The sequence below is a fragment of the Algoriphagus boritolerans DSM 17298 = JCM 18970 genome (assembly GCF_900108085.1).
Classification (GTDB): domain Bacteria; phylum Bacteroidota; class Bacteroidia; order Cytophagales; family Cyclobacteriaceae; genus Algoriphagus; species Algoriphagus boritolerans.
This window is the reverse complement of record NZ_FNVR01000001.1, coordinates 372151-395618: the sequence shown is the minus strand read 5'-3', so window position 1 is coordinate 395618 and position 23468 is coordinate 372151. Positions and strand designations below refer to the sequence as shown.

Below are 23468 nucleotides of genomic sequence, written 5' to 3'. Positions count from 1 at the left end.
CAAGAGTTCAGGATTGGCAAATCTAATGGCTAAATATAACTTAGTTATGCAAGAAATCCTGTCAGTTCCTTGTCATTTTTTCAGTAAAAATCTGTCAAAATTTCCCAAAATAGGCTTGGCATTTAACTTGTAATCTAACCCTTGAATTGCAATTCAAAAGCTAGTTTCTTGAAATTATTGATTTATGCTTGCGCATGCCAAGTTCAGATTGATTGTAAAAGTTTAAATGTTCAACAATTAAAATTTGAAAGCCATGACTAACCTAATTAAAAGAAACGGAATCTCGCCTTCTACCCCATCCTTTTTCGATGATACCGTCTGGAGAGACCTCTTTGGATGGGATAACTGGGCAACTCAAGGCAACACGCTACCAAAGGTTAATATTATGGAAAACAATGAAGCCTTTATGGTAGAAATGGCAGCACCAGGGATGAAAAAGGAAGATTTTCATGTGGAATTGGATAACGATACTTTAATTATCCAGTCTGAAAACTCTTTCGAGAATACGGATGAAAACACTTCGTTTACCAGAAGAGAATTCAGCTATCAATCCTTTAAGAGATCTTTCTATCTTCCCAATACTGTGGAAGCTGACCAGATCAAAGCCAGTTACAGGGACGGAATACTGAGGCTGGAAATTCCAAAAAAGGAAGAAGCCAAAAGGAAACCCGTTAAATCCATTGCGATTTCTTAAAGTTGAGGCAGCCCAGAAGGCTGCCTTATTTGTTTTCTATCCCCTAATTTTAAAATTTCTTTCCCTACATTCAGTCTTTTAATTTGTTTTATGTGGATTCGGTTAGCTGCACGTACCCAAATTAGGGCAAGATTGAGTTCCAATTGAATGTGCTGTTGACAGTCGTCTGTGGACGTATATCCGGATACAAAATACCCTAAATCTAGTTCACGTGCATCAGTGCGGATACACATAATTTGTTTTTCTTATTTCCTATTAAGCAACTACAGGTGACCTGTTTTTACTGTATTTTACTACTCTGATTTTTGCTTCTAAACCTTGGTACTTGAACTGAACACGGTGAACTGCCTACTCCACAAATGGTTCCTGCTGACTCAAGCAGTGAAATGATCCCAATCCCCAGATGATATCCGTGCTGTCAATCCCCACCACTTTCCGCTGTGGAAAGCATTCCGTCAGGATGTCCAATGCCTTTTGATCGTTTTTGTCTCTAAAAGTTGGAACTACTACTACTTCATTAGCTATGTAAAAATTCGCATAAGAAGCTGGTAGCCGCTGATTTTCGTAGATGACAGGACTCGGCGTTGGGAGCTCCACGATGTTCAGTTGCTTGCCGTTTTCAAGGCGCATTTTCTTCAATAAAGCCAGATTTTCGACCAAGATCTTGTGGTTTTGGTCTGCTTTATTTTCCTCCACTACAGTCACCACAGTATCTTCATTCACAAAGCGAGTGATGTCATCGATATGTCCATCGGTATCGTCACCAACGATGCCATCCCCTACCCAGAGAATATGCCTTACTCCGTAATAATCACGAAGGTACGTCTCGATTTGAGCTTGGTTTAGGGTTGGATTTCGGTTTTCATTAAGCAAACAGGCCTTAGAAGTTAGTAAGGTTCCTTTTCCGTTGAATTCTACCGAACCGCCTTCCATGACGATCCCCGGACGAAAGCTGGGAATTCCCAAATACGTGGCAATGTGAAGCGGAATCATATTGTCCAGATCGTGGGGGGGATATTTCTCTCCCCAGGCATTGTATTCCCATTTGACGATGGCTTTCTTATATTCAGAATCAGGATTAATCAAAAAAGCAGGTCCGTGATCGCGGCACCAAGCGTCATTGGTTGGAAAAAAATGAAAACTCACATTGCTTAGCTTCACCTCAGCTTTCTTAAGGTGCTTCACAGCAAAACCTTTCATCTCCTCATCGGCCACATTGATATTGACCTTCTGACCTGCGGCCACTTCTTTGACAAACCGGGAATAGGGTGCAAAAATCTTTTCAATTTTCCCTGGCCAGCTTTCTTCCTTGTGGGGCCAACTCAGCCACATGGACTCCTGCGGTGCAAATTCCGCAGGAAAATAATAGCCCAATTCCGCAGGAGTGGCTGCCCCTGATCTGGCAAGTTCAAAAACGTCTCTCATGGCCTACTCCTCGTCTAGGTAGCGTTTGGTGATCGGAGCATAGGAGTCAATCCGTCTGTCTCTCAAGAAAGGCCAATGTGTACGGTACCGATCCGAACCGGTCAGATCCAATTCTTCCACATGGATTTCTTCTTCCAAATGAGGCGCTTTATAGGTGACTCTTCCAAAGGCATTGGAAACAAAAGACCCTCCCCAAAACTGCATCGGGCCCTCGATTCCTGTTCTGTTGACAGAAACTACCGGAATGCCGTTCGCCACTGAATGCGAACGCTGAATCGTCTGCCAGGCATTGTATTGATCATCATTCGTTTGCTCATCCTGATGCAAGGCCCAGCCGATCGCAGTCGGATAGACTAAGAAATCAGCACCTTTCAACGCTGTAATTCTGGCCGCCTCCGGATACCACTGATCCCAGCAGATGAGGACACCGATCTTGCCGAACTTGGTAGGGAAAACCTTGTAACCTAAGTCGCCGGGTGTGAAGTAAAACTTCTCAAAATAGCCCGGATCGTCAGGAATATGCATCTTTCGGTATTTGCCCAGGTAGGTTCCGTCTGCATCCAATACCGCAGTGGTGTTATGATAAAGGCCTTCTGCTCTTTTTTCAAAAAGAGAAGCTACGATCACCACGCCAAGTTCTTTGGCCAAGGCTCCGAGCGTATCAGTCGATGGGCCGGGGATTGGTTCGGCGAGAAGGAAATTATCATAATCCTCCACATCGCAAAAATAGAGCGATCTAAAAAGTTCCTGCAGAACAACGACTTGCGCGCCTTTCTCGGCAGCAGTGCGGACACCTGCGATAGTTTTCTCCATATTTTCGGCCACATCCCCAGAGCAACTGAGTTGTACCAGACCTACTTTGACGGTTTTGTTTGACACAGCTAAGGCGTTTTTGATTCGAGAGCAAAGATACCTTGGGTGGCGGGGAATGGCAAATGGAGATTTGGGCGGATTGGGAGATTTGAGGACTGAAAGATTTGGATTTGGTAGAACCTAAAAGTTTGAAAGAATTTTACACTTTTTGAGCATAAAAAAATCAACTTTTTTTCTTTTACTGATTTTTGTTTTTCCAATTAATTCTTGGAGTCAAACCCTTCTATATGTAATCTGTCTTTTAAGGGTGAACTTTCTATTGACGCTTGGTGGAACTCGCAATTCCTACCGGATATTCTTTTCAATTTATGATTGGCTTTTAGAATACCAACAAATCATTTAAGTATCAAACTTTCAAAACTCAAACCTTTCATTAAGGCTGAAGATTCCACCTCCAGGCTTATTCTTGACATAATCCTCAAGATAAATCCGATCTCGAAATCTTCTCTTTCAATTCAACGTTCCTTATCTTGTTGTTGATAAGCAAAAGAAATCATGTCAGAAACACTTAAAGATTCGGTTCATCAGCTCGTAGAAGAAATAAACAACGAGCAACTTTTAGAGACACTTCGGGATTTCCTTTCACTGAGAAAAGAAACTCCCCATGGAAAACTTTGGGAAGAATTACCGGAAGATAAAAAAAAGGAAATTCTATTGGCTTTGGAAGAGTCAGCCGATGAGTCAACTTTGATTTCAAGAGAAGAATTTTTAAAACGAAAAAAATGAAAATCCTCGTCAGCAAACGAGCGAATAAAGATTTTTTGAGAATTTTAAACTATTTGGAATACAATTGGGGCTTAGGTTCAGTTGAAAAATTCAAATCTATAACCAATGACTTCTTGGATATTTTGGAAAGCTTCCCCGAAATTGGTGTGATGGAATTTCCCGAGAAAGATATTCGTGGATTTCAGCTTACATGGCAAACTAGGGTCTTTTACACTATAAGGTCAACCTATATTCTGATCTTGGCTTTTTTTGATGTAAGGCAAAATCCGAAGAGTAAGAACCTTTAGTATTTTAAATTTTCAAGTCCTTTCAAGGTGTATTCTGTCTTTTCAAAATCAGGTTCTTGGAATAGCTGAGTGGAATTTGAATTCTATGGTAATGCCTATCCTTTTCTGGGTTTAATCTGATTTTTTAAAGGTGAACTTTCTATTGATGCTAAGTGGAATTTACAATTCCACCCTCCTATTTTTGCCAATTTGCAATTGGCTTTAAAATCAAACCCAGTGCCGCAAATTCCAAAATATTGATCTCCTGTAAGGCCTATCCTTAATCCTCCCCCATCATCAAGTCAACAAACTCCTCCTTGGAAACTTCGCCTGCCTTGACTTTTTTATAAAAAGGTTCGACTACTTTAAGTGCTTCTGATGCCAATGCCTCTTCGACAAGTGGATGCAGTGGAAAAGAAATCAGCACAAAATGATCTTCCAATAACATGTACAAAAAAATTGCTGCCCGCAGTTGTCCCGTTTTGGCGTAATAATAAATCCAAGGCGAATAGAAGGACTGTAATTCCGTAACATGAAACTTCTCCCGGTCCGGTAAAAAATCCTGGATTTTGGTAAAATCGTTCATAGCCTCCGGAATGGAATCAACCTCACCCATTTCAATCAATGATTGAGCGTGGCAAGATAGGCCAAACAGGTAGTCAGGGAATTTTTCTTTCATCTCCAAGGCGATTTCCAATGACTTAGGAAGATCCCCGCTGCGTTGGAAATATTCCCACTTGTACTGGTAAAGAATTCTATTTTTTGGAAATTTTTGGATTCCGGATTCTATCATTTCCAGCAATTCCGGATCGCTTTCATCAAATTCCAAGTCAGAAAATCCCAGCCTTTCATAGACTTCAGCCATGTATTCTTGTTCTTTTTTGCTAAAGGAATACTTGGAGGTAGGCTCCTCCGTGTGTAGAATCTCCAAAAATGGAGCAAACATCGGCTCCTCAATCATTTCATCATAAGCGTATTCCGGCAAACGGGTAAGCGTAAAGATCACAATATCAAAAGGTAAGTTTTCAAAGTTTTCGTCATTATAAAACTCCTCCCATTCCCATTCATTCCAGGCAAAACAAGTATCTGAAAATTTATCATCCATATCTTCGTCTTCCCAGTCTTCCTCATCATCCAATTCATCCCCATCAAAGAACGGATCAAACTCATTTCGAATGATTTCATAAGTCCCGGTTTGACCATACTTCATAATTTGCCGCTCAAAATAAAGCGCACGTTCATCATCAAAATTCAGGTACAAATGCGCTTTTCCACCTTCTCCTAAGGGAACCTCTATCCTGGGAAAATCATCCGAATCCTCATCCAAAATCAACTCCGCAAACCTAAAATCCTCATGTGGTGCAATCCCAAATTCCTCAGCAAATGCAATCGATTCAAAAATCACATTATGGATCAATTCATAGGAAACAGGTTCAAAATCCAGCAACATTCCCTCCTTATATCTTTGCAAAATTTCCCGGTAGAAAGACTCGGGTTCATTCACAAAAAACAGGACATCCTTGGCTCCTGTGCACAATAAATCAACCAAAACGGAGGTAAAAGTTATATTTCCATTGACATGCTTTCGGGCCAAGATCACCGGAAACTTCTTGATTAGTTCCCAATTTTTTGGCAAAAGACATTCATAAACCGGTAGCTTTCGGGCATTACCGGTTTTCAGGTAGGTCATAGGATTAAAAGTTGTTTTTTGGGGTTTGGATTTCTTTTTTGCCATGATCTGGTACTTTTTATTGCAAGGTAAAATGCCCAATTAGAATTTCTGGCTGAAATTCTATTTTTTTAATTTCAACAGCTTGAAAATTGACCTGATTAAATCTTAGGCAGGGAATTGAATTTTTCAAAACTCAACTCTCATTTGAGATTTGACTTATAATTCACTGTTTGTACTTTTTAATTCTCGGTGGTAAAAAAAATCATAATAGAATTTGACTGCCAGTTACTACTAGATTTAGCGCAGACAAGTCCGGCTTAGCAGTCCCAATCTTTTTAAACCCGGATTCCAAGACGTTGTGAAAGTAACCTCCTTGAGCAAACTCTTTGGAGGTAGATGGAGTAAACTATCAAATGAGACTTGTAAATAAATCCCCTTAAGCCTCGAAACAAAAAACCGGATTCTTTTTCTCAAGTAAGGGAATTGGGCCAAATTCAGTGTCTTCATTTTTCCGAGTAGTAATACTAAAGGTATATTCTTTTTATTTGACAGGAAAAATCCAGGCATTCCTCGTCTAAATTTAACTTATATCTTCTTGGAAAATACCGTTTGGCCATTCTTACCATAAAACCTACTTTTAGCTCAACCTAAACCCATAAACCTATGAAGAAGCTTTTTCTTTTTACGCTCCTGATTTGCTTGGGAGCGTTCGCCTCCTTTGCCCAAAAGGGCAACAAGGAACGAATCAAAGTCCACAGCAAAGCACTCGAAGGAAATCTCATCGGCGATTCGGCTGACCGGGATGTAACCGTTTACCTTGATCTTCCAGTTCAAAATGGAGAGCCCCGCCAAGATGTCATCAATAAGATTATCGCCAACCGCACGCTCAATTTTGTAGATCAATACATCCTGAATCTCAAAAAACTCAAGGCCATCGGCATGGATGCAGGATTACAGGACAGGAGCATCAGCAATGCCACCAAAACCCTGCACGAGATCTTGGACTCCTATCAGATCGACCACGTCTACGAAAGTTATGAGGGCGATCACCTCAACCGAATCGCCGAGTGAATTCAGACGAAAGTGCTTCCCTTTTTCTCCGAAAACTTGGCCTCTGAGGCTCCAACACCAACTGAAGTCATCGAGAATGGCGGCAAAGGAAACTTTCCTGCGATAATGACTAGTGCTACTTCCCTGCCGACTCATACGCTATTCCAACCTCAGGATTTGTCCAAGTGTGGAGGCGCCAACAAGCTACCGATCATCGCTTGGGGCAATGGGGCCTGCTTTGATTCTCCATGGGAACATGTCAACTTCCTAAATGAAGTGGCTTCCCATGGCTTCTTAGTCATTGCCATTGGCACATGGAAGAGTTCACTTCCTTAAAGCATTCTAATCTCAGCACTTATAGATTCCAATTTCTAGCTAAATTAGGCAAACCAACCAACCGCTTTATGAAAAAAATTTTCCTTGGACTAGTCCTTATTCTAGTTGCTTTAGCTGCTATCCTGCTTTTCAATACCTTCCAACTTAGCTCAAAGCAAGTCGCGGCAGAACCAATTGAGAAATTGGAAATATCTGATGATGTATTTCTAAATCTTTCAAAAGCCATTCAATTCCAGACCATTTCCTACAGTGAAGATGCTGTTCCGGATTCTGCTGCTTTTTTTGGATTTCATCGATTTCTTGCCGAGACATTCCCGCTCACCCATGCAAACTTGACTTTAGAAAAAATCTCCGATTACAGCCTGATTTACAAATGGGAAGGGTCAGACGCTTCAAAAAAACCAATCATCCTGTTGTCACATCAGGATGTGGTGCCGGTAGATGAACCTACTTTGGGAGATTGGGAAGCTGCACCATTTGAGGGAAAAATCACCGATACGCACATCATTGGCAGGGGCACAATGGACGATAAAGGGACACTGGTCGGTCTTTTGGAAGCAGTGGAAAAATTACTGTCAGAATCCTTCGTTCCCTCTCGAACCTTCTATCTCGCTTTTGGTCATGACGAAGAAGTAGGGGGTGGTAACGGCGCAGTGAAAATTGCCGCCCATTTGAAGGCAAAAGGTGTGGAAGCAGCGATGACGATCGATGAAGGTGGTTTCATTGCCGAAAACATGATTCCTGGAGTAGAGAAACCTGTGGCTATGATAAATCTGGCCGAAAAGGGATTCGCTTCCTTCAGACTAATCGTAGAGACAAACGGTGGTCACAGTTCCGCTCCTCCCCGAGAAAACACGATTGGAATTCTAGCTCAGGCAATTGTGGATCTTGAAAACAATCAGCTGCCTTACAAAATGGTGAAGCCGATCGATGCCCAATTGGAATACCTAGGCGCAGAGCTTCCGTTTTTTACCAAGTTGGCTTTTGCGAATCCTTGGCTTTTTAAAAAACCAATCCTGGAATCGCTCAATGCACATACAACCACGGCGCCTACAATCATCGATGGGGGAGTGAAAAACAATGTCATTCCCACTGTGGCAGAGGCTACGGTCAATTTTAGAATTCTGCCGGGAGAGACCATCGAGTCCGTGAAAGCACACATCGAAAAGACAGTTTCTGAAAAAGTCCGGGTAGAACCCGTCGGACATTTGACCAATCCTTCGCCGGTTTCCACAGTCGAATCTGAAGCTTTTCAGATTTTAGCCAAAACGATCCGAAGCCAAAATCCTGATGCGTTGGTTGTTCCCGGATTGTTGGGAGGAGGCACCGATTCCCGAAACTTCTATGATATTTCGGAAGAAGTTTACCGATTTTATCCTATTCGGATCAACCCTGAATCTATGACGCGATTCCATGGAATCGATGAGAAAATCAGCAAGGAGAATTACAAGGAAATTATTGAATTCAGTTACCTGTTAATCAAAAACTTCAATTAATCCGAATTCACTTTTTTGGGAAATTTGAAGGTCAATGACCCCAATATTCCAAATGATTTAATCCTTCTACTGATTGAATGAAAGTCGCTCTACTTCTTTTGATACGTTTCATGTTTTTTCTCTTTCTACCCGAAAGGGACCTGTTCAACTAGGGTTCAAAATCTCCCGAGGCATTGGCTCATTGTCGAAAAGGCTGAGAGCAAATTCTGGATCAGGGTGATCGGAAGATTTCCTTATGGGAGTCCAAACCTGAAGACTTTAACGGCCTGAACCTCCGGATTCCACTGATTTTAAGCGTCAATTTAAAATCCTTCTTTTTCGCTTACTACCCATTCTATAGGTTTTCGGTTTTCTTTTTTCTATTTTCACACTTTGAGACAATAGAAAAATAACCGATGAAGAATCACCTGCTAACAACCTTGTTTTTCCTAGCTACGATAGGATTCACCTCTTACGCACAGGAAGCCCTTTTCCGCGCCCAAAACATCATTTCGCCGGAAATACACGAAGACAATTCAGTCACGTTCCGACTTCACGCCCCCAATGCGACCGCTGTTCAGGTAACCGGGGATTTCCTTCCTTCAGTAAAAATGGAAACTCCAATGGGACTAATGGACGGTCCTGGAAAAGCTGAATTGAAAAAGGGGGAAAATGGTGTCTGGGAATTCAAAACTCCGGTTTTGGACTCCGGACTTTACAATTACTCTTTTACAATAGATGGCTTCTCCAGCATTGATCCGGGTAATCCCTTCCTGATCCGAGACGTGGCCTCTGTGACGAATATTTTCATTGTCGGTGGTGGACATGCTGATCTTTTCATGACCAATGACATTCCACACGGCACAGTAGCCAGGCGTTGGTATGATTCTCCGGGACTGGGAATGGATCGAAGAATCACCATCTATACGCCTCCGGGGTATGAAATTTCTACTGAAAAATATCCGGTACTTTATCTTTTACACGGCGCCGGTGGGGATGAAGAAGCCTGGCTCGCTTTAGGCCGTACTGCCCAAATCATGGATAATCTGATCGCTCAAGGAAAAGCCAAACCCATGATCGTGGTGATGCCAAACGGAAACGTAATTCAGGATGGTGCCCCCGGAGAAGGCAGCAAAAACTTCTACAAGCCGCAATTTATGATTCCCAAGACAATGGATGGAACGTACGAAGGCACTTTTGAGGATATTATCAAATTTGTAGAAAGCAACTATCGTGTCAAAGCTGACAAAGCCAGTCGGGCCATCGCCGGGCTTTCCATGGGGGGATTTCATACCCTTCATATTTCCAGATACTATCCAAATACCTTCGACTACATGGGACTCTTCTCCGCAGCGATCATGCCTCGGGAAGATGCGACCGGTAAGGTCTACAGCAACTTCGATGAAACGCTAAAAGCTCAAATGGACAATGGTTACAAATTATATTGGATCGCCATCGGTAATAGGGATTTCCTCTACAAAGCCAATCAAGAATACCTCGAAAAACTCAAAGGGATGGGAATGCCTCACGACTATGTGGAAAGCGAAGGCGGCCATACCTGGAAAAACTGGAGAGTGTATCTGAGCCAATTTGCACCTTTGCTTTTTTAGACAAAGTTCGATTCGGCATCAAAAACGCAGCTCTAATTGTGCTGCGTTTTTTTTTCAATAAAAAAGCCGATCTCCACAATGGAGACTCAAAGAATGTCAAAGCTAAAAAATTGGATGTTTTCATTGGCGATTTCGGTTCTCCATACAAGTGCTTTAATTCGGCTGGATTTTACACCATCATTCCGGGATATTTAAAGAAAGGATCATCCTGGCCATTTTTAAGTATTAGTTGACCTGGCGAAATTTGTGAATTGATGTACTGGGAAGATTAAAATGCGGAATTTCTGTATGGCTGACTCATCGTGTCAACAATCGGATCATTTTCATCTTTTTTGCATGACGCAAGTCCCAAGAGGCAAAATTCGGACAGTAAACTAGTTCCTGATCTTTTGATCCTGGAAGTTCTCATTGAGAGCGGATCTGAATTTGATTACTAGAATTCATAGAAAACTTAGTTGATTTAAATGTCTCAGGAGCCACCTACCAATTAGTCAAAGATGTCTTTTATTGCATTCTTAGGGGGAAAATAGAAGCTAAAAACCTTGGCAAGGTCAACATGTATTTTGTGGATAGCCAATCAAAAAATTAAGATCGCCTACCTGTTAACAAAAAAACTTTCAAAAAAGGAAAGGCTTCAATTCCAAATTCTACTCATTAATGAATGCCTTCTGCTCCTAAAGGAGTTTTATTTTTTTAAAAAAAAGAAACGAGATTTGAAAAATTGATTTACTTTGTATTTCAAAGTACTTTTGAATATGAAAAAACCCGAACAGGAATTAGCAGAAATCAAATCCATGATGGAGCGGAGTACCCGCTTTCTCTCACTCAGCGGGCTTGCTGGAATACTCGCAGGCATCTATGCTTTTGTGGGTGCAGGAATCGCATGGTATTGGATCTACTTCCCAAACACTGACTATGGAAAGGATTCGTCTCCAATCAAAAGTGATGCGTTGCAGGTCAATTTACTTGCTGTGGCATTGGTCATATTGGTGCTCGCGATCGGTACAGCCTACCTGCTGAGTCAGCAAAAAAGTCAGCGTAATTCCCATCAGTTTTGGTCTCCGGCTAGCAAACGTTTTCTTTTTGCCCTTTTTATTCCGGTAATTTCCGGCGGACTTTTCTCTTTTGCTTTGATCCACGAAAGCGCTTATAACTTGATTGCCCCTGCTACCTTGGTCTTTTATGGTTTGGGTCTGATCAATGCCTCTCATTTTACTTTGGGCGAAATCAAAAATTTGGGAATAGGGCAATTGCTTCTGGGTCTTATCGCCGCCTTTTTTCCTGATTTTGGATTAGTCTGCTGGGCCTTGGGATTCGGTGTTCTGCATGTGATCTATGGCTCAATGATGTATTACCGCTACGACAGATAGGGTGAAAGGGAATTACGATAAAGCATTTGAAAACGTCATCCGGCTGCAAATTATGTCCATTCTAATGGTCAATGAACAGTATGATTTCAACTCTTTCAAAGAAATCCTGGAGGTCACGGACGGCAATCTGGCCTCGCATCTGCGAAATCTGGAAAACGCCGAATACATCTCCGTGAAAAAAACCTTTGCCGGGCGAAAGCCTCTGACAAATTACTCAGCTACTGACGAAGGTAAAAAGGCGTTTCAGGGACATCTCGACTTTCTTGAAAATTTGATCAACCAGAACAAAGCCTAAAAAAATTTATTCTGATTATCCGCAATCCTTCCAGTAATTAAGAAAGATGCTTTAGAAGTTGCGGCTAATCGTCCACAGACGACGGTCGACGGTCAACAGCATGTTCTTAGGAACTCCAAACGATAGTTAATAGGGGTACTGGTAAAAAAGCGGATATACATAAAATTTATCTATTCACTTTGAAAATCAAAGTACTTTCAATTAAAATGAAAAATCTCATGAACAATTCAACTGACTTCCTACAAGGTTTACCCCTCAAAAAATTGGGGCTCCCTGCCCTACTTGGTGCAAGCGCACCGTTCTCTTTATTGCTTTTCATCATTCTGACCAAAGAGGACCTGCTGGAATTGTGGATGCTTGTTCCGCTTATTCTCATCCCCATGGGGGGCGCCGTAGGTGGAATTTTCTTCTTTTTGATGGGATTTCTTTGGTTTCCCAAGGGCAATCAAAAGCTGATCGCAATCATTTTCAGTACCATTCTGTATTTCGTCGCAATCTGGATCAGCGCTGTGATCGCTTTCAACTTTACCGGACATTGGGACTAAACATTTGCCAAATGATCAATAATTTAACTCTCCATATGCGCTCACTATCATGAAAGATTCCATCCTTAGTCTCTGGGATAATCCCGGTCTACTCGAAAAATACTATCGAAAAAACAAAACTGAGTTTAAACAGGAATTTAAGCTGCTCTATCCTCAACTTCAAGGTCAACCTCAGGCAGAATTCTGGTACCAACGCCTCAGTTACGAATCGGATCGGGTAAGCTGGGGCAGTCCCAGCGAGTGGAAGTTTGTAGTTATCGCTGCACTTTTGGCGGGCATATTGGCAAAGTTTCCAGCCATCTTCTCTTTGAATGAGGAGTTTTTCTACCCTAGAAATATAGGACTTATCGCTTTCCCGTTCGTGGCCGCCTATTTTGCCCGGAAAAACAAACTCCCCTTCCGGTCATTGGTTCTTCCATTCGGCATTATCTTAGTCGCAGCGCTCTACATCAATCTACTCCCCGACAATCCAGAAAGCGACACCTTGTTTTTAGCCTGCATTCACTTCCCACTTTTGCTCTGGGGAATTTTGGGCTTTGTATTCTCGGATACCAAAATCAACAATCTTCCCAAAAGGCTGGATTATCTCAATTTCAATGGGGATGCTGTGATCATGGGAGCACTGTTACTTTTGGCAGGAGGATTCATGTCCGGCATCACCATAGGTTTGTTCAGTTTGATCGGACTTCAGATCGAAAAGTTCTATTTCGAATACATTGTAGTATTTGGTTTAGCGGCTGCTCCATTGGTCGCTACTCACCTGACGCAAACCAATCCTCAACTGGTCAATAAGGTGCCGCCGATCATCGCCAAAATCTTCAGTCCACTCGTGCTGGTTATGCTAGTGATCTATCTCGGAGCGATAGTTTACGCGGGCAAGGATCCTTACAACGATCGGGAATTTCTGATGATTTTTAACATGCTATTGATTGGAGTAATGGCCTTGATTTTCTTTTCTGTGGCCGAATCCTCCAAGGAAGAAAAATCCGGGATTGACATCTGGATTTTGGTTTTACTTTCATTGGTTACTATCCTAGTCAATGGTATAGCACTGTCTGCGATTGCCTTTCGGATCTCCGAGTGGGGCATTACGCCCAATCGACTGGCTGTTCTGGGCGTGAATATTCTGATGCTAATCCATTTGCTGCTAGTTGCGCGCATGTTGATTCAGACAGTACTGCGTCGAAAAAAGCTGGAGGAAGTGGGGTTAGTCTTAGTGCGGTATCTTCCGGTTTACCTACTGTGGACAGGGATTGTGGTTTTCTTATTTCCGGTGATTTTTGCGTTTCAATAAGCAAAAAAGCCGTTTCCATATTTGATAGGAAACGGCTTTTTTTTTAAATCTCGTCGATATAAGGGTGGTAATTCTCTTATTTTTCAAATACGATGGCTTCCGGATTGGCTCCCAATTCCTCCAGGCTTTTACTCACAGCCTTGATCATCGGATCGGGCCCACACAGGTAGAATTCCTGAGAAAAGTCTGAAATATGCTTCTCCAGAAATGACTTATCCACCCGGCCATTTTGATGCCCTGTCTTCTTTTCCTTATCCAAAATAGAAATGAAATCATCACCCAATAAACCTCTGAACCAATCTTCCAGGATGACATCTTTGGAAGTTTTATTGGCAAAAATCAACTTATTCCCCTTTAGTTTTCCCTTTTTTTGAAGGTCTTTGAAAATCGCAATAAAGGGCGTAATACCTGCGCCTCCGGCAATAAAAACTCCTGTTCCTTTGTATTGAATAGCTCCCCATGGCTCATCCACAATCAGCTCTTCGCCTACTTTCAAATCATCAATGGCCTTGGTAACCCCATTATGGTCAGGATAGGATTTGATCACAAATTCGAGTTGGGGGTCATTGGGCAAAGAAGTGAAGGTAAATGGGCGTTTTTCCGCTTCCCAACCCTTCTTTCGGATTGCCACTTCGGTTGCCTGTCCCGGTACAAATTCGTATCCATTTGGCCTTTCCACTTTGAATTGCTTGACGTCATGTGTCAGGCGTTGGATATCGAGGATTTTCACAAAATCTGGCATAAAAATTTAAGTTTGGTACACTACTTAAAACGATCTCAGTTCAAAATGTTTCATCGACTTTTACTATGCAACATAGAGAAGCTTCTATTCAATATCCGTAATCTAATAGTTTAAATAAGACCGGAGAATAAATGGAATTAGGTAACTTTCAACTCTCAAATCAATTTTATCAATGAAAAAAACAGCACTAAACCTTGCCCTGATTTCATCAATCCTACTGGGCATTTATTCATGCAGTCCTAAAACCGAAGAAGTAGTAGAGACTGTAGTCGAGCAACCTGCCAAATTCGGCGGACTGGCACTATACACGGTCAGAGATGCCATGGGCAAGGACCCAAAAGGAACACTCAAGGCTGTGGCTGACGCTGGGTACGCCTATGTAGAAGCTGCGGGCTACGCAGACGGGAAGTTTTACGGCATGGAACCGATAGCATTCAAAAACTATCTGGACTCACTCGGCCTCATCGCCAAAAGCACCCACATGGGCGGCGTGACCCTGGATAATGCTGAGGAGCAAATCGCTGCCACCGTAGCAGCTGGAATCGAATATTTTGTCATTCCAGTACCTCCTATGGGCATGTTCACTTTTGGTCCTGATGGGATGGGAATGAAAGGTACCCCAGCTGAATTGGTGGAAATCCTGAAAACAATCGGTGCAAAATGCTCCGCAGCAGGATTAAAAATGCTTTATCATAACCATGACTTTGAATTCATCCCGATGGCGGACGGGACAATCCTGACAGACTATATCCTGGAAAATACCGACCCTGCTGATGTCAACTATCAGATGGATCTTTTTTGGGTGACGAAGGCTGGAGTGGACCCGTTGACCTATTTCGAAAAGTATCCGGGTCGATTCAAGTCTTGGCACGTGAAAGACATGAATGATTCCAGCCAATTTGCGCCTGTAGGCACCGGAAACATTGATTTCAAACGCATTTTGGCAGAAAAATCGAAATCAGGAATGGAGTATTACCTGGTCGAGCAAGACAACACGTTTGGTTTGGATCCATTGGAAGCCATCAAAATCAGCCATGCAGGATTGGAAGAGATTGGGTTTAAGTAAATGAACTCCAAAATATAGCTTACATGAGCCAGCCTTCGGGTTGGCTCTCTCTTTTCTTTATTTTTCTTTTTCCTCAAGGTCTGTTGAGAGTTTAAATGAATTATTTTTTCAACTGATATTTATCACCTAATAGTGAAATAAGATTGCGGAAATTGAAAACTGAAACATTTTCAAAACTCAAAAGCCATGCAAAAAACACTCAGTTCAGCAATGATTTTACTGGCAATAAATGTCCCCACAATCCAATGGGCAATCGGACAATCCGCCTTGGACCGCCGAGTTGACAGCTTGATTTCCCTAATGACTCTGGAAGAAAAAATAGGTCAAATGAACCAGTACAATGGGTTTTGGGATGTAACTGGTCCTGCACCGGCAGAGGGAAATGCCTCCCAAAAGTATGAAAACCTAAGAAAGGGTTTTGTTGGATCTATGCTCAATATTACGGGTGTCGAAGAAGTCCGAAAGGTTCAAAAAATTGCAGTTGAAGAAACACGACTTGGAATTCCGCTGATAATTGGCTTTGATATGATTCATGGCATGAAAACAATGAGTCCAATTCCCCTGGCAGAAGCTGCCAGCTGGGATCTGGATGCTATTGAAAAATCATCCCAAATCGGATCACGGGAGGCTGCAGCAATGGGAGTAAATTGGACATTTGCCCCAATGGTGGATGTCAGCCGGGATGCACGATGGGGAAGGGTAATGGAAGGGGCCGGTGAAGATCCATATTTAAGTAGCCAAATCGCCAAAGCAAGAGTTAAAGGATATCAAGGAGACGATTTAAGCGACCCCTTGACATTGGCAGCCTGTGTCAAACATTTTGCTGGATACGGGTTTTCTGAGGGTGGACGGGATTACAATACTGTGGATGTAGGTACCAGTACTCTATATAACGTAATACTTCCTCCATTCAAGGCTGCCTTGGATGCCGGAGCACGGACATTCATGAATTCATTCAATGACCTCAATGGAATTCCCGCAACCGGCAATTCCCTTTTGCAACGAGAAATCCTTAAAGGAAAATGGGGGTTTAAAGGGTTTATAGTTTCTGACTGGGGCTCTATTGGTGAAATGGTCAATCACCGGGTGGCTCAGGATGGAAGAGCTGCAGCCAAACTTGCCATTCAGGCAGGATCGGATATGGACATGGAATCCTATTTATACATCAAACATTTAAAAGAACTAATAGAATCCGGAGAGGTTGAGGAATCTCTAATTGATGATGCTGTCAGGAGAATTTTAAGTTTAAAATTTGAATTGGGTCTTTTTGATGACCCTTACCTTTATTGTGATGAAACCCGAGAAGAAGTAGTGGTGGGAAGTGCTGAACATATCTCTGGCGTCTTGGAGATGGCCAAAAAATCCATCGTTTTACTCAAGAATAAGGAAAATCTTTTACCATTAGCTAAATCAGGACTAAAAGTAGCGATTATAGGTAGCCTAGCTTCAGATAAAGACAGTCCCTTGGGTAGCTGGAGAGGTTTGGCCGAACCGAACAGTGCTGTTTCGGTCTTAGAAGGTCTAGAAAATTTTTCTCAAAACAACTACACTTTTGCAAAAGGTGCTGAGCTTGTAACGGAGCCACCCACATTTTTGAAAGAAGTAAAACTCAATACCACTGACCGAAGTGGATTTTCTCAAGCCCTTGAAGCCGCCAGTGCAGCCGACGTAGTCATCGCTGTGATGGGTGAGCATGGATTCCAGTCCGGTGAAGCGCGCAGCCGGAGTGAAATAGGATTTCCTGGATTGCAACAGGAACTTTTAGAAGAACTGATCAAAGTCAACAAAAAAGTGATCTTAGTATCAATCAGCGGCCGTCCCCTAGATCTAAGTTGGGCCGACCAAAATATTCCGGCCATTTTGCAGGCTTGGCAATTGGGTTCACAAAGTGGCAACGCTATTGCGCAGGTGCTTTTTGGCGATTACAACCCTTCGGGCAAACTCCCCATGTCCTTTCCAAGAAATGTCGGTCAGATGCCTTTGTATTACAATCAAAAAAGTACAGGCAGACCTAATAATCCTGGTGATGATATCGTGTTCTGGTCCCATTATTCTGATGTCAGCAATGAAGCACTTTATCCTTTTGGATTTGGCTTAAGCTATACCCAATTTGACTATTCAGGGCTTAGCGTTGAGAGCCTTGCCAACCAACAGGTACGGGTAAAAGTGAATTTAAAAAATTCAGGTCTACGCGATGGTGAAGAAGTAGCACAACTCTATCTCAACGACCATTTCTCATCATTCACCCGCCCAATAAAAGAATTGAAAGGCTTTCAAAAAATCCATCTCAAATCCGGAGAAAGCAAAACAATAGAATTTTTTCTGGGTCCTGAAGACTTGGGATTCTATGATGGAGAAGGTAATCTGCTGGTGGAACCGGGAGAATTTACCATCATGGTTGGCGGAAATTCTAGCCCTACCCTTTCCGTGAATTTCTTGCTCAAATAAAAATTATGCCCCTTAGCTTGACAAACAGAAAATGGCAAGTAATTCCTTAGTAATCAGTATCGCAGTTATCCTTATTCTTCATTTTCTATTGGGAATTGGATGGCTTCTTTATAAAATATTTGGCCCTAAGCCTCCGGAAAATCCACAAGTTTAAAATCGACAACAGTAGATTAAGTTTTTGTGAATTTCCAGGTTGGAGCAGGTAGCATAAACTAGATTAGTTATTTTGGGTCAAATTTCATTCTAATTGGTATTCACTGCTATGCGAAATATGCTGTTCCTGATTCTGTCAATGGTGTTTATTTTATCTTCCTGCGCTGCCCAAAGCAGCTTTCATGTCAATAAAGTCATCGCGCACCGCGGAGCCTGGAAAGCGCAAGGTTTGCCCCAAAACTCCCTGGCTTCCCTGAGAGAGGCCATTCGATTAGGCTGCGAAGGATCTGAATTTGACGTTTGGATGACGGCAGATGATATCTTAGTCGTCAACCACGATCATGATTTGCAGGGTCTGGATATTGAAATCTCTACGTATGAGGAGCTTTTGGCCAAAACCTTACCCAATGGAGAAAAAATCCCAACACTTAAAGAATACCTGGCCGAAGGAATGAAACAGCAGGGAACCAAGCTGATTCTGGAATTCAAACCTTCTCGCATCAGTGTGGAACGAAGCGAAAAAGTGGGGGAAATGGCAGTAAAAACTGTCCAAGAGTTGGGAGCAGAAAAATGGGTGGACTACATCACCTTCAGCTATGAAGGAGGAAAAAAAGCCATCGCAACCGATCCCAATGCCAATGTGGCTTACCTGAGCGGAGACAAATCCCCTGCAGAGCTCAAGACCGCCGGTTTTTTTGGTTTTGATTACAATATCCGAGTTCTGAGACAAAAACCGGAATGGATCACCGAAGCCCAAAATTTGGGATTGACTGTCAACGCCTGGACTGTAAACAAGGTAGAGGACATGAAGTGGCTCATGGAAATGAAAGCAGATTTCATCACCACCGATGAACCTGAGTTGCTTTTTACGCTACTTGATTAAAACCTGCTTTTACCCCGAATACAATACAGCGTATTTTCAGTTGAAAAACTGCTTTCACGCGAAAATTAAGCAGCTTTTGGGATTTTCAGGTAAAAAACTGACCCTTGCCCCGGAGTGGATTCTGCCCAAACCGAACCCTGAAGATTTTCCAAAATTTTCCTCACCAAGGCAAGGCCAATACCAAATCCTTGTTTTTCGTTGCTAAGGTGTAATTTGCTAAATATGGTAAACGGATCTTTTCCATCAGAACTATCAAACCCAATCCCATTGTCTTTGACGGCAAACTGCCACCAGCAATCGGCCTCCTGATAGGATATTTTGACAACGGGGAAATTATCAGGATCACAGAATTTCAACGAATTGGATATCAATTCATTAAATACTTGAAGGAGGTAAGTTTTAGGTGCAAAAATCATTGGTAATTCTCCAAATTCAATTTTAGCATTGGAATTTTGAATCGATTTTCGCTGTAGCAAAAGGACTTTCTGAACGATTTCATCGACATGGAAATACTCTGAATCTTCCCTCTTTTTTCCAATCTTGGCAATCTCCAACAGCCCAAGTATAATGTCTCGCATTTTATGCCCTCCACCGATCGCAAAATCAATGTACTGATGGGCTCTTTCATCCAATTTCCCAACGTACTTGCGCTTGAGATTCTCCATAAAGCTGATTATGTTTCGCAAGGGGTCTTGGAGATCTTCTGAAACACCGGTAATTAGCTGATTTAAGTTTGCGTTTTTAATTTCCAATTCTTGAACAATCGAGTTGAGTTCGGCCTGTTTGACTAAGAGCATATTCTCCACCTGATGCCGTGCGTCTATACTCTGTTGCATTTTCTCGAAGAGAACAGGTACTACCTTTGCAATTACTCCATTGATAAAAACCAGATTGATCGCGATTGCAAACCACCCCATGAAATCCAATCTTTCACCGGTAAACCCCGGGATGAAATGATAATTGGTTTGCAGCCCAAAAAAAGCACAGACAATAAATCCAATTAAAAGCCCATACCAACTGTCCTGAGAAGGAAAAAGCAAGGCGATAAATACCCCCGAAGCTACTAGATACATCAAGCCGGGACCAAATGAGCCCAGCTCCAACATAATCATCATTGCAAGAAGGTAGACTAAAGTTATGAGCAGAATCTTTTTCCACTTCAGTGAAATCATCTTTGAAAATCCCAATAACAACAGTATAAAAAACGCGATAATATCAAAAGTCATCAGGAAATATTGCCCTCCAATGGAGGTCATAACCATGCTTGGGATTAAAGCCAGAATTGAAAACGGAATCAAGTAGATCAAAATCACTCCGAAAAGGTAACCTCTCCAAAATTCCAGCGAGTTAGGCGTCTCCTTTAATGGGGTATTATTCCAAATTATTGATTTATAGCTTCTCCACATATTCTGGTCATCTCGTTGCTTGGGTTTTCAAAATTACCAGGATACCCACCATTGACCCTGCCCTTGCAGACTTTTATAAATGATCTGCAACTTTTCAAAAATTTCTTTCCCTAAATGAAATGCCCATGAGAAAGGGTTCTCACACAGGGGATGATTATTCAGGGCATTCTCCCGATTAAAGATCGGGACAGGCTATGTGGCAACTGAAAACCAATTATAAACAGAGGAATACAGGAAGGCAAAATGGATTATAAACCATTATTTTTCAAGGAGATGACTACCTAATGAATTCCCGGTGAGCGATAAAAAACAGAGGGATTACTCAAAACCCTGTCAGAAAACCAGGACTATGCCTTGGATGGATGGTGTATTAGTTCAAACTTCATCGCAGTCGCTGCAGGTTAAAATAGCCTTCTGGAAATTGTGAATTCAGGTACCGGTAAAATGGCTGATCTGCCGAGAAAAATTAAAAACCGCTATTGGAAATGCGGATATCTGCAAACCAATACTTTTTCTGTTGAATCGTTCCATTTTCTAAAGGAATCTGATACGTCTGGCTAAGGACTTTCTCCAAATAAATATCCAAAGGACGGGCAAAAACGGGCCCCGCATAACAGAAACTATGAAATTCGCCATTTTCACCACATGGATCCACCAGTTCTGGCAGTGATTCTAAAAAATCCTCAGAAAAATCTATCCCAACTTGGTTTTCATTAATCAATTCGGCACTTGCGGCACAAATCTTGGTTTTGAATCCAGCAGCGATAAACTCATGAGCAAGCGCTTGGGTATTGAATTTCCAAAGCGGAAAAACCGCCTGAAAATTCCTTTCAGCTAATTTTTCCTCTCTGTATTTTCTAAGATCTTCTAAAAAAATATCCCCATAGGCGATATGCTTTACTCCCAATTCCCCCAAAGAATCCAGGTACTTATTGATTGCCTTTTCATAGGCGACATTGTCTCCGCTGGCTGGGTAATAAATCCTATCTAAGGGAATTCCCAATGCTTCGGCTTGTGCTTGGATCAAATCCTCATGAATTCCGTGCATCCCCACTCGTCTGGTCTGCTCCCCCAAGGTCGTATGGAGCCTGGTGACTTCATATCTGCTGTCATTTTGCAGCTTCCAAAGTGCAAATGCACTGTCTTTTCCTCCTGACCAAGAGAGGGAAATCGGGATTTTCGAGATTGAATTTGACATTTAAATAAAGAGAAAAAACCAGACTAAGCCTGCAGAATACCTTTGGATCAATCGAGAGTAGAAATACCCCCTACTTGATCAGATTCCAAAGCTATTCGAATTTTCGTTGAGCTACACACTTGATAAAGTGTTCGAATAAAAAAACAAGATCCAGAATCCACAAAAAAGCCACCTAAGTGTTTAAATAAACTCACAAAAAGCATAAAGCTTTAAGAATTATTCTCCACAATTAGGTGACTTCAAAAAAAATCGGATGATATCAACTCAGCAATAAAGAAAGATTAAGTGGGATGAAATCGAGCATGCCCCCTTCGGTGACACACACTGGGATGATTATAAACCATGCGAGATTCCTCCCGATAACTATCGGGATGGCCTTTTAAAATCAAATTATAAACAGATTAAAATAAAAGCGAAGCTTTTCGGGAACCTGAGAACATTTGCATTTAACTAAAACGCAAGTAACTGCCTGTCAGCATCTTACATAAAGTAAGGGTTAAAAAAGATAAAAAACTAAAAAAATTTAAAAAAAGCCTCGAATTAGATTTATCCGTGGCCTGGTATTATTTTTCTAATGTGAATTTACTTTACAGGTAAAATCTGGGTGCTCACTTCGCCAAAACCCACTCGAATACCGGCTTTTTCAGCAAAACCCCTCATGATGACCGTATCCCCATCTTCAATGAACTTTCGCTCCTCCCCATCTTCAAGTTTTACAGGTTGGGTTCCATTCCAGCTTAACTCAAGCATGGAGCCAAAAGAATCGGCTGTTGAACCTGAGATAGTACCCGATGCCATCATATCCCCGACATTTATATTACAGCCATTGGAGGTGTGATGCGCAAGTTGCTGCGCCACATTCCAATACAGATGTTTGAAATTGGACGTGCAGACCTTACTAGGTTTTTTACCTTCAGGCTGGATCAGCACCTCAAGACTGATATCAAAACTGTGATCTTTTTCACATTTCAGGTATGGTAGCACTTCAGGTTCCTGGGTCTGATTGGGAGATCTGAAATATTCCAATGCTTCCAAGGTTACTACCCAGGGAGAGATGGAGGATCCAAAATTCTTCCCAAGGAATGGACCCAAGGGTACATACTCCCAAGCTTGAATGTCACGGGCTGACCAGTCATTGAAGAGTACAAAGCCAAAAATATAATCCTCTGCATCTTCGGTAGCCACCGAATCTCCCAACTTAGTCTGTTTGCCCGTGATAAAGGCCAACTCCAACTCAAAATCCAATCTTCTGCTGGGCCCAAAAGCCGGCACTTCCATGTCCGGATCTTTGAATTGCCCCTTGGGGCGGTGAATCGGTGTCCCGGATACTACAATGGATGAGGCTCTCCCGTGATAGCCAACGGGGATGTGTTTCCAATTTGGCAATAGGGCATTCGCAGGGTCTCGAAACATTTTTCCGACATTGGTCGCATGCTCAAGGCTACTATAAAAGTCAGTGTAGTCTCCGATTTTGACCGGCAGAAGCATTTCCGCTTCCTTTCTGGATACCATTACTTTTCCCCGGGCTGAGTGATCCCGGAGCTCTCCGTTATCTGCCGAGAGTAAACTTTGTACCCGTTCCCGGATTTTTTTGGTCTGTACTTTTCCCAAGGCAATCAATTCATTGAGAGACTCTTTGATGAATATTCCTTCCGGCAAAAACATATTTGCGAAAAAGCCTTCCTGATCCAAGACACTCAAGTCAACAATCTTGTCTCCAATGGCTATCCCAATCCTGGGATTCAGTTTCTTGTTTTTGAAAATACCGAACGGGAGATTGTAAATCGTGAAATCGGAATTTTTGGGTACTTCCACCCAGGAACTCAGAGTGGGAATAGGGCTGTCGCTCATGTTCAAAAATTATTGAGAACGCAAATTTAACCCGATTGGGGGAAATCAAAAATCCAAAAGACAATTCGAGGAGATTGGAGAGCAAATGAT

The 23468-nt window shown here is 42.2% G+C and carries 21 protein-coding genes; 14 read left to right on the top strand and 7 right to left on the bottom strand.

Features of this window, described 5'->3' with window-relative positions:
* Positions 1–253: 253 nt before the first annotated feature.
* On the top strand, positions 254–694 hold the full coding sequence (locus C4S61_RS01720; RefSeq protein ID WP_103923052.1) for an Hsp20/alpha crystallin family protein: 441 nt from the start codon (positions 254–256) through the stop codon (positions 692–694).
* A 348-nt stretch (positions 695–1042) separates the two neighbouring features.
* Here the strand turns inward: C4S61_RS01720 and C4S61_RS01710 are convergent, their stop codons facing one another.
* Together C4S61_RS01710 and C4S61_RS01705 are read right to left on the bottom strand one after the other, a co-directional pair.
* Positions 1043–2119, bottom strand: coding sequence for an agmatine deiminase family protein (locus C4S61_RS01710; RefSeq protein ID WP_103923050.1), 1077 nt, complete (start codon positions 2117–2119; stop codon positions 1043–1045).
* A gap of 3 nt (positions 2120–2122) precedes the next feature.
* Positions 2123–2998: a carbon-nitrogen hydrolase gene (locus C4S61_RS01705; protein WP_103923049.1), complete on the bottom strand. Its 876-nt coding sequence runs from the start codon at positions 2996–2998 to the stop codon at positions 2123–2125.
* A 489-nt stretch (positions 2999–3487) separates the two neighbouring features.
* Between C4S61_RS01705 and C4S61_RS01695 the strand changes: the two genes are divergently transcribed.
* Positions 3488–3718 (top strand): hypothetical protein, encoded by a 231-nt coding sequence (locus tag C4S61_RS01695; protein WP_103923047.1) that lies wholly within the window; start codon positions 3488–3490, stop codon positions 3716–3718.
* The gene (locus C4S61_RS22600) at positions 3715–4005 is read left to right on the top strand and encodes a type II toxin-antitoxin system RelE/ParE family toxin (RefSeq protein ID WP_103923046.1); all 291 of its coding nucleotides are present in this window, start codon (positions 3715–3717) and stop codon (positions 4003–4005) included. Before C4S61_RS01695 ends, C4S61_RS22600 begins: the two co-directional genes overlap by 4 nt.
* Positions 4006–4264: 259 nt before the next feature.
* On the opposite strand, the gene C4S61_RS01685 is transcribed toward C4S61_RS22600, so the two are convergent.
* Positions 4265–5719 (bottom strand): tetratricopeptide repeat protein, encoded by a 1455-nt coding sequence (locus C4S61_RS01685; RefSeq protein WP_146064324.1) that lies wholly within the window; start codon positions 5717–5719, stop codon positions 4265–4267.
* Positions 5720–6319: 600 nt separating this feature from the next.
* Between C4S61_RS01685 and C4S61_RS22210 the strand changes: the two genes are divergently transcribed.
* The 8 genes from C4S61_RS22210 to C4S61_RS01645 all read left to right on the top strand — a co-directional run bounded on the left by C4S61_RS22210 (position 6320) and on the right by C4S61_RS01645 (position 13631).
* Positions 6320–6727 carry a hypothetical protein gene (locus C4S61_RS22210; protein WP_235009726.1) on the top strand — a complete coding sequence of 136 codons (408 nt, stop codon included), beginning with the start codon at positions 6320–6322 and terminating at the stop codon, positions 6725–6727.
* A 12-nt stretch (positions 6728–6739) separates the two neighbouring features.
* On the top strand, positions 6740–7042 hold the full coding sequence (locus C4S61_RS22205; RefSeq protein ID WP_235009725.1) for a hypothetical protein: 303 nt from the start codon (positions 6740–6742) through the stop codon (positions 7040–7042).
* A gap of 68 nt (positions 7043–7110) precedes the next feature.
* Positions 7111–8538, top strand: coding sequence for a M20 family peptidase (locus tag C4S61_RS01675; RefSeq protein WP_103923044.1), 1428 nt, complete (start codon positions 7111–7113; stop codon positions 8536–8538).
* Between the two features lie 395 nt (positions 8539–8933).
* Complete coding sequence (locus C4S61_RS01670; protein ID WP_103923043.1) at positions 8934–10127, top strand: esterase; 1194 nt, start codon at positions 8934–8936, stop codon at positions 10125–10127.
* Positions 10128–10882: 755 nt separating this feature from the next.
* Positions 10883–11497, top strand: a complete 615-nt coding sequence (locus C4S61_RS01660; RefSeq protein ID WP_146064323.1) for a hypothetical protein — start codon at positions 10883–10885, stop codon at positions 11495–11497.
* A 1-nt stretch (position 11498) separates the two neighbouring features.
* The gene (locus C4S61_RS01655) at positions 11499–11792 is read left to right on the top strand and encodes a winged helix-turn-helix domain-containing protein (protein ID WP_103923040.1); all 294 of its coding nucleotides are present in this window, start codon (positions 11499–11501) and stop codon (positions 11790–11792) included.
* A gap of 218 nt (positions 11793–12010) precedes the next feature.
* Entirely contained in the window at positions 12011–12337 is a 327-nt protein-coding gene (locus C4S61_RS01650) for a hypothetical protein (protein WP_146064322.1), read from the top strand.
* Between the two features lie 49 nt (positions 12338–12386).
* Positions 12387–13631 (top strand): DUF4153 domain-containing protein, encoded by a 1245-nt coding sequence (locus C4S61_RS01645; protein WP_103923038.1) that lies wholly within the window; start codon positions 12387–12389, stop codon positions 13629–13631.
* A 76-nt stretch (positions 13632–13707) separates the two neighbouring features.
* Here the strand turns inward: C4S61_RS01645 and C4S61_RS01640 are convergent, their stop codons facing one another.
* A complete protein-coding gene (locus C4S61_RS01640; protein WP_103923037.1) occupies positions 13708–14373 on the bottom strand; it encodes an FAD-binding oxidoreductase in 666 nt (221 codons plus the stop codon).
* Positions 14374–14545: 172 nt separating this feature from the next.
* Here C4S61_RS01640 and C4S61_RS01635 point away from each other — a divergent pair, with 172 nt between their 5' ends.
* The 3 genes from C4S61_RS01635 to C4S61_RS01625 all read left to right on the top strand — a co-directional run bounded on the left by C4S61_RS01635 (position 14546) and on the right by C4S61_RS01625 (position 18923).
* The gene (locus C4S61_RS01635) at positions 14546–15439 is read left to right on the top strand and encodes a sugar phosphate isomerase/epimerase family protein (RefSeq protein WP_103923036.1); all 894 of its coding nucleotides are present in this window, start codon (positions 14546–14548) and stop codon (positions 15437–15439) included.
* Between the two features lie 186 nt (positions 15440–15625).
* Entirely contained in the window at positions 15626–17887 is a 2262-nt protein-coding gene (gene bglX, locus C4S61_RS01630; RefSeq protein ID WP_103923035.1) for a beta-glucosidase BglX, read from the top strand.
* A gap of 247 nt (positions 17888–18134) precedes the next feature.
* Positions 18135–18923, top strand: a complete 789-nt coding sequence (locus C4S61_RS01625; RefSeq protein WP_235009724.1) for a glycerophosphodiester phosphodiesterase — start codon at positions 18135–18137, stop codon at positions 18921–18923.
* Between the two features lie 65 nt (positions 18924–18988).
* Here C4S61_RS01625 and C4S61_RS01620 read toward each other — a convergent pair whose 3' ends face one another.
* From C4S61_RS01620 to fahA, 3 genes are all read right to left on the bottom strand, one after another.
* Positions 18989–20329 (bottom strand): sensor histidine kinase, encoded by a 1341-nt coding sequence (locus C4S61_RS01620; RefSeq protein WP_103923033.1) that lies wholly within the window; start codon positions 20327–20329, stop codon positions 18989–18991.
* A 466-nt stretch (positions 20330–20795) separates the two neighbouring features.
* Complete coding sequence (locus C4S61_RS01615) at positions 20796–21527, bottom strand: Dph6-related ATP pyrophosphatase (RefSeq protein WP_103923032.1); 732 nt, start codon at positions 21525–21527, stop codon at positions 20796–20798.
* A gap of 582 nt (positions 21528–22109) precedes the next feature.
* Positions 22110–23378 carry a fumarylacetoacetase gene (fahA, locus tag C4S61_RS01610; RefSeq protein ID WP_200820524.1) on the bottom strand — a complete coding sequence of 423 codons (1269 nt, stop codon included), beginning with the start codon at positions 23376–23378 and terminating at the stop codon, positions 22110–22112.
* Positions 23379–23468: the final 90 nt, after the last annotated feature.

Bases quoted from the DNA above. Each gene is read 5' to 3' on its own strand.
- C4S61_RS01720 (WP_103923052.1), top strand. From the start codon at position 254: ATGACTAACCTAATTAAAAGAAACGGAATCTCGCCTTCTACCCCATCC.
- C4S61_RS01710 (WP_103923050.1), bottom strand. From the start codon at position 2,119: ATGAGAGACGTTTTTGAACTTGCCAGATCAGGGGCAGCCACTCCTGCG.
- C4S61_RS01695 (WP_103923047.1), top strand. From the start codon at position 3,488: ATGTCAGAAACACTTAAAGATTCGGTTCATCAGCTCGTAGAAGAAATA.
- C4S61_RS22600 (WP_103923046.1), top strand. From the start codon at position 3,715: ATGAAAATCCTCGTCAGCAAACGAGCGAATAAAGATTTTTTGAGAATT.
- C4S61_RS01685 (WP_146064324.1), bottom strand. From the start codon at position 5,719: ATGGCAAAAAAGAAATCCAAACCCCAAAAAACAACTTTTAATCCTATG.
- C4S61_RS22210 (WP_235009726.1), top strand. From the start codon at position 6,320: ATGAAGAAGCTTTTTCTTTTTACGCTCCTGATTTGCTTGGGAGCGTTC.
- C4S61_RS01675 (WP_103923044.1), top strand. From the start codon at position 7,111: ATGAAAAAAATTTTCCTTGGACTAGTCCTTATTCTAGTTGCTTTAGCT.
- C4S61_RS01670 (WP_103923043.1), top strand. From the start codon at position 8,934: ATGAAGAATCACCTGCTAACAACCTTGTTTTTCCTAGCTACGATAGGA.
- C4S61_RS01660 (WP_146064323.1), top strand. From the start codon at position 10,883: ATGAAAAAACCCGAACAGGAATTAGCAGAAATCAAATCCATGATGGAG.
- C4S61_RS01650 (WP_146064322.1), top strand. From the start codon at position 12,011: ATGAACAATTCAACTGACTTCCTACAAGGTTTACCCCTCAAAAAATTG.
- C4S61_RS01645 (WP_103923038.1), top strand. From the start codon at position 12,387: ATGAAAGATTCCATCCTTAGTCTCTGGGATAATCCCGGTCTACTCGAA.
- C4S61_RS01640 (WP_103923037.1), bottom strand. From the start codon at position 14,373: ATGCCAGATTTTGTGAAAATCCTCGATATCCAACGCCTGACACATGAC.
- C4S61_RS01635 (WP_103923036.1), top strand. From the start codon at position 14,546: ATGAAAAAAACAGCACTAAACCTTGCCCTGATTTCATCAATCCTACTG.
- bglX (WP_103923035.1), top strand. From the start codon at position 15,626: ATGCAAAAAACACTCAGTTCAGCAATGATTTTACTGGCAATAAATGTC.
- C4S61_RS01620 (WP_103923033.1), bottom strand. From the start codon at position 20,329: ATGTGGAGAAGCTATAAATCAATAATTTGGAATAATACCCCATTAAAG.
- C4S61_RS01615 (WP_103923032.1), bottom strand. From the start codon at position 21,527: ATGTCAAATTCAATCTCGAAAATCCCGATTTCCCTCTCTTGGTCAGGA.
- fahA (WP_200820524.1), bottom strand. From the start codon at position 23,378: ATGAGCGACAGCCCTATTCCCACTCTGAGTTCCTGGGTGGAAGTACCC.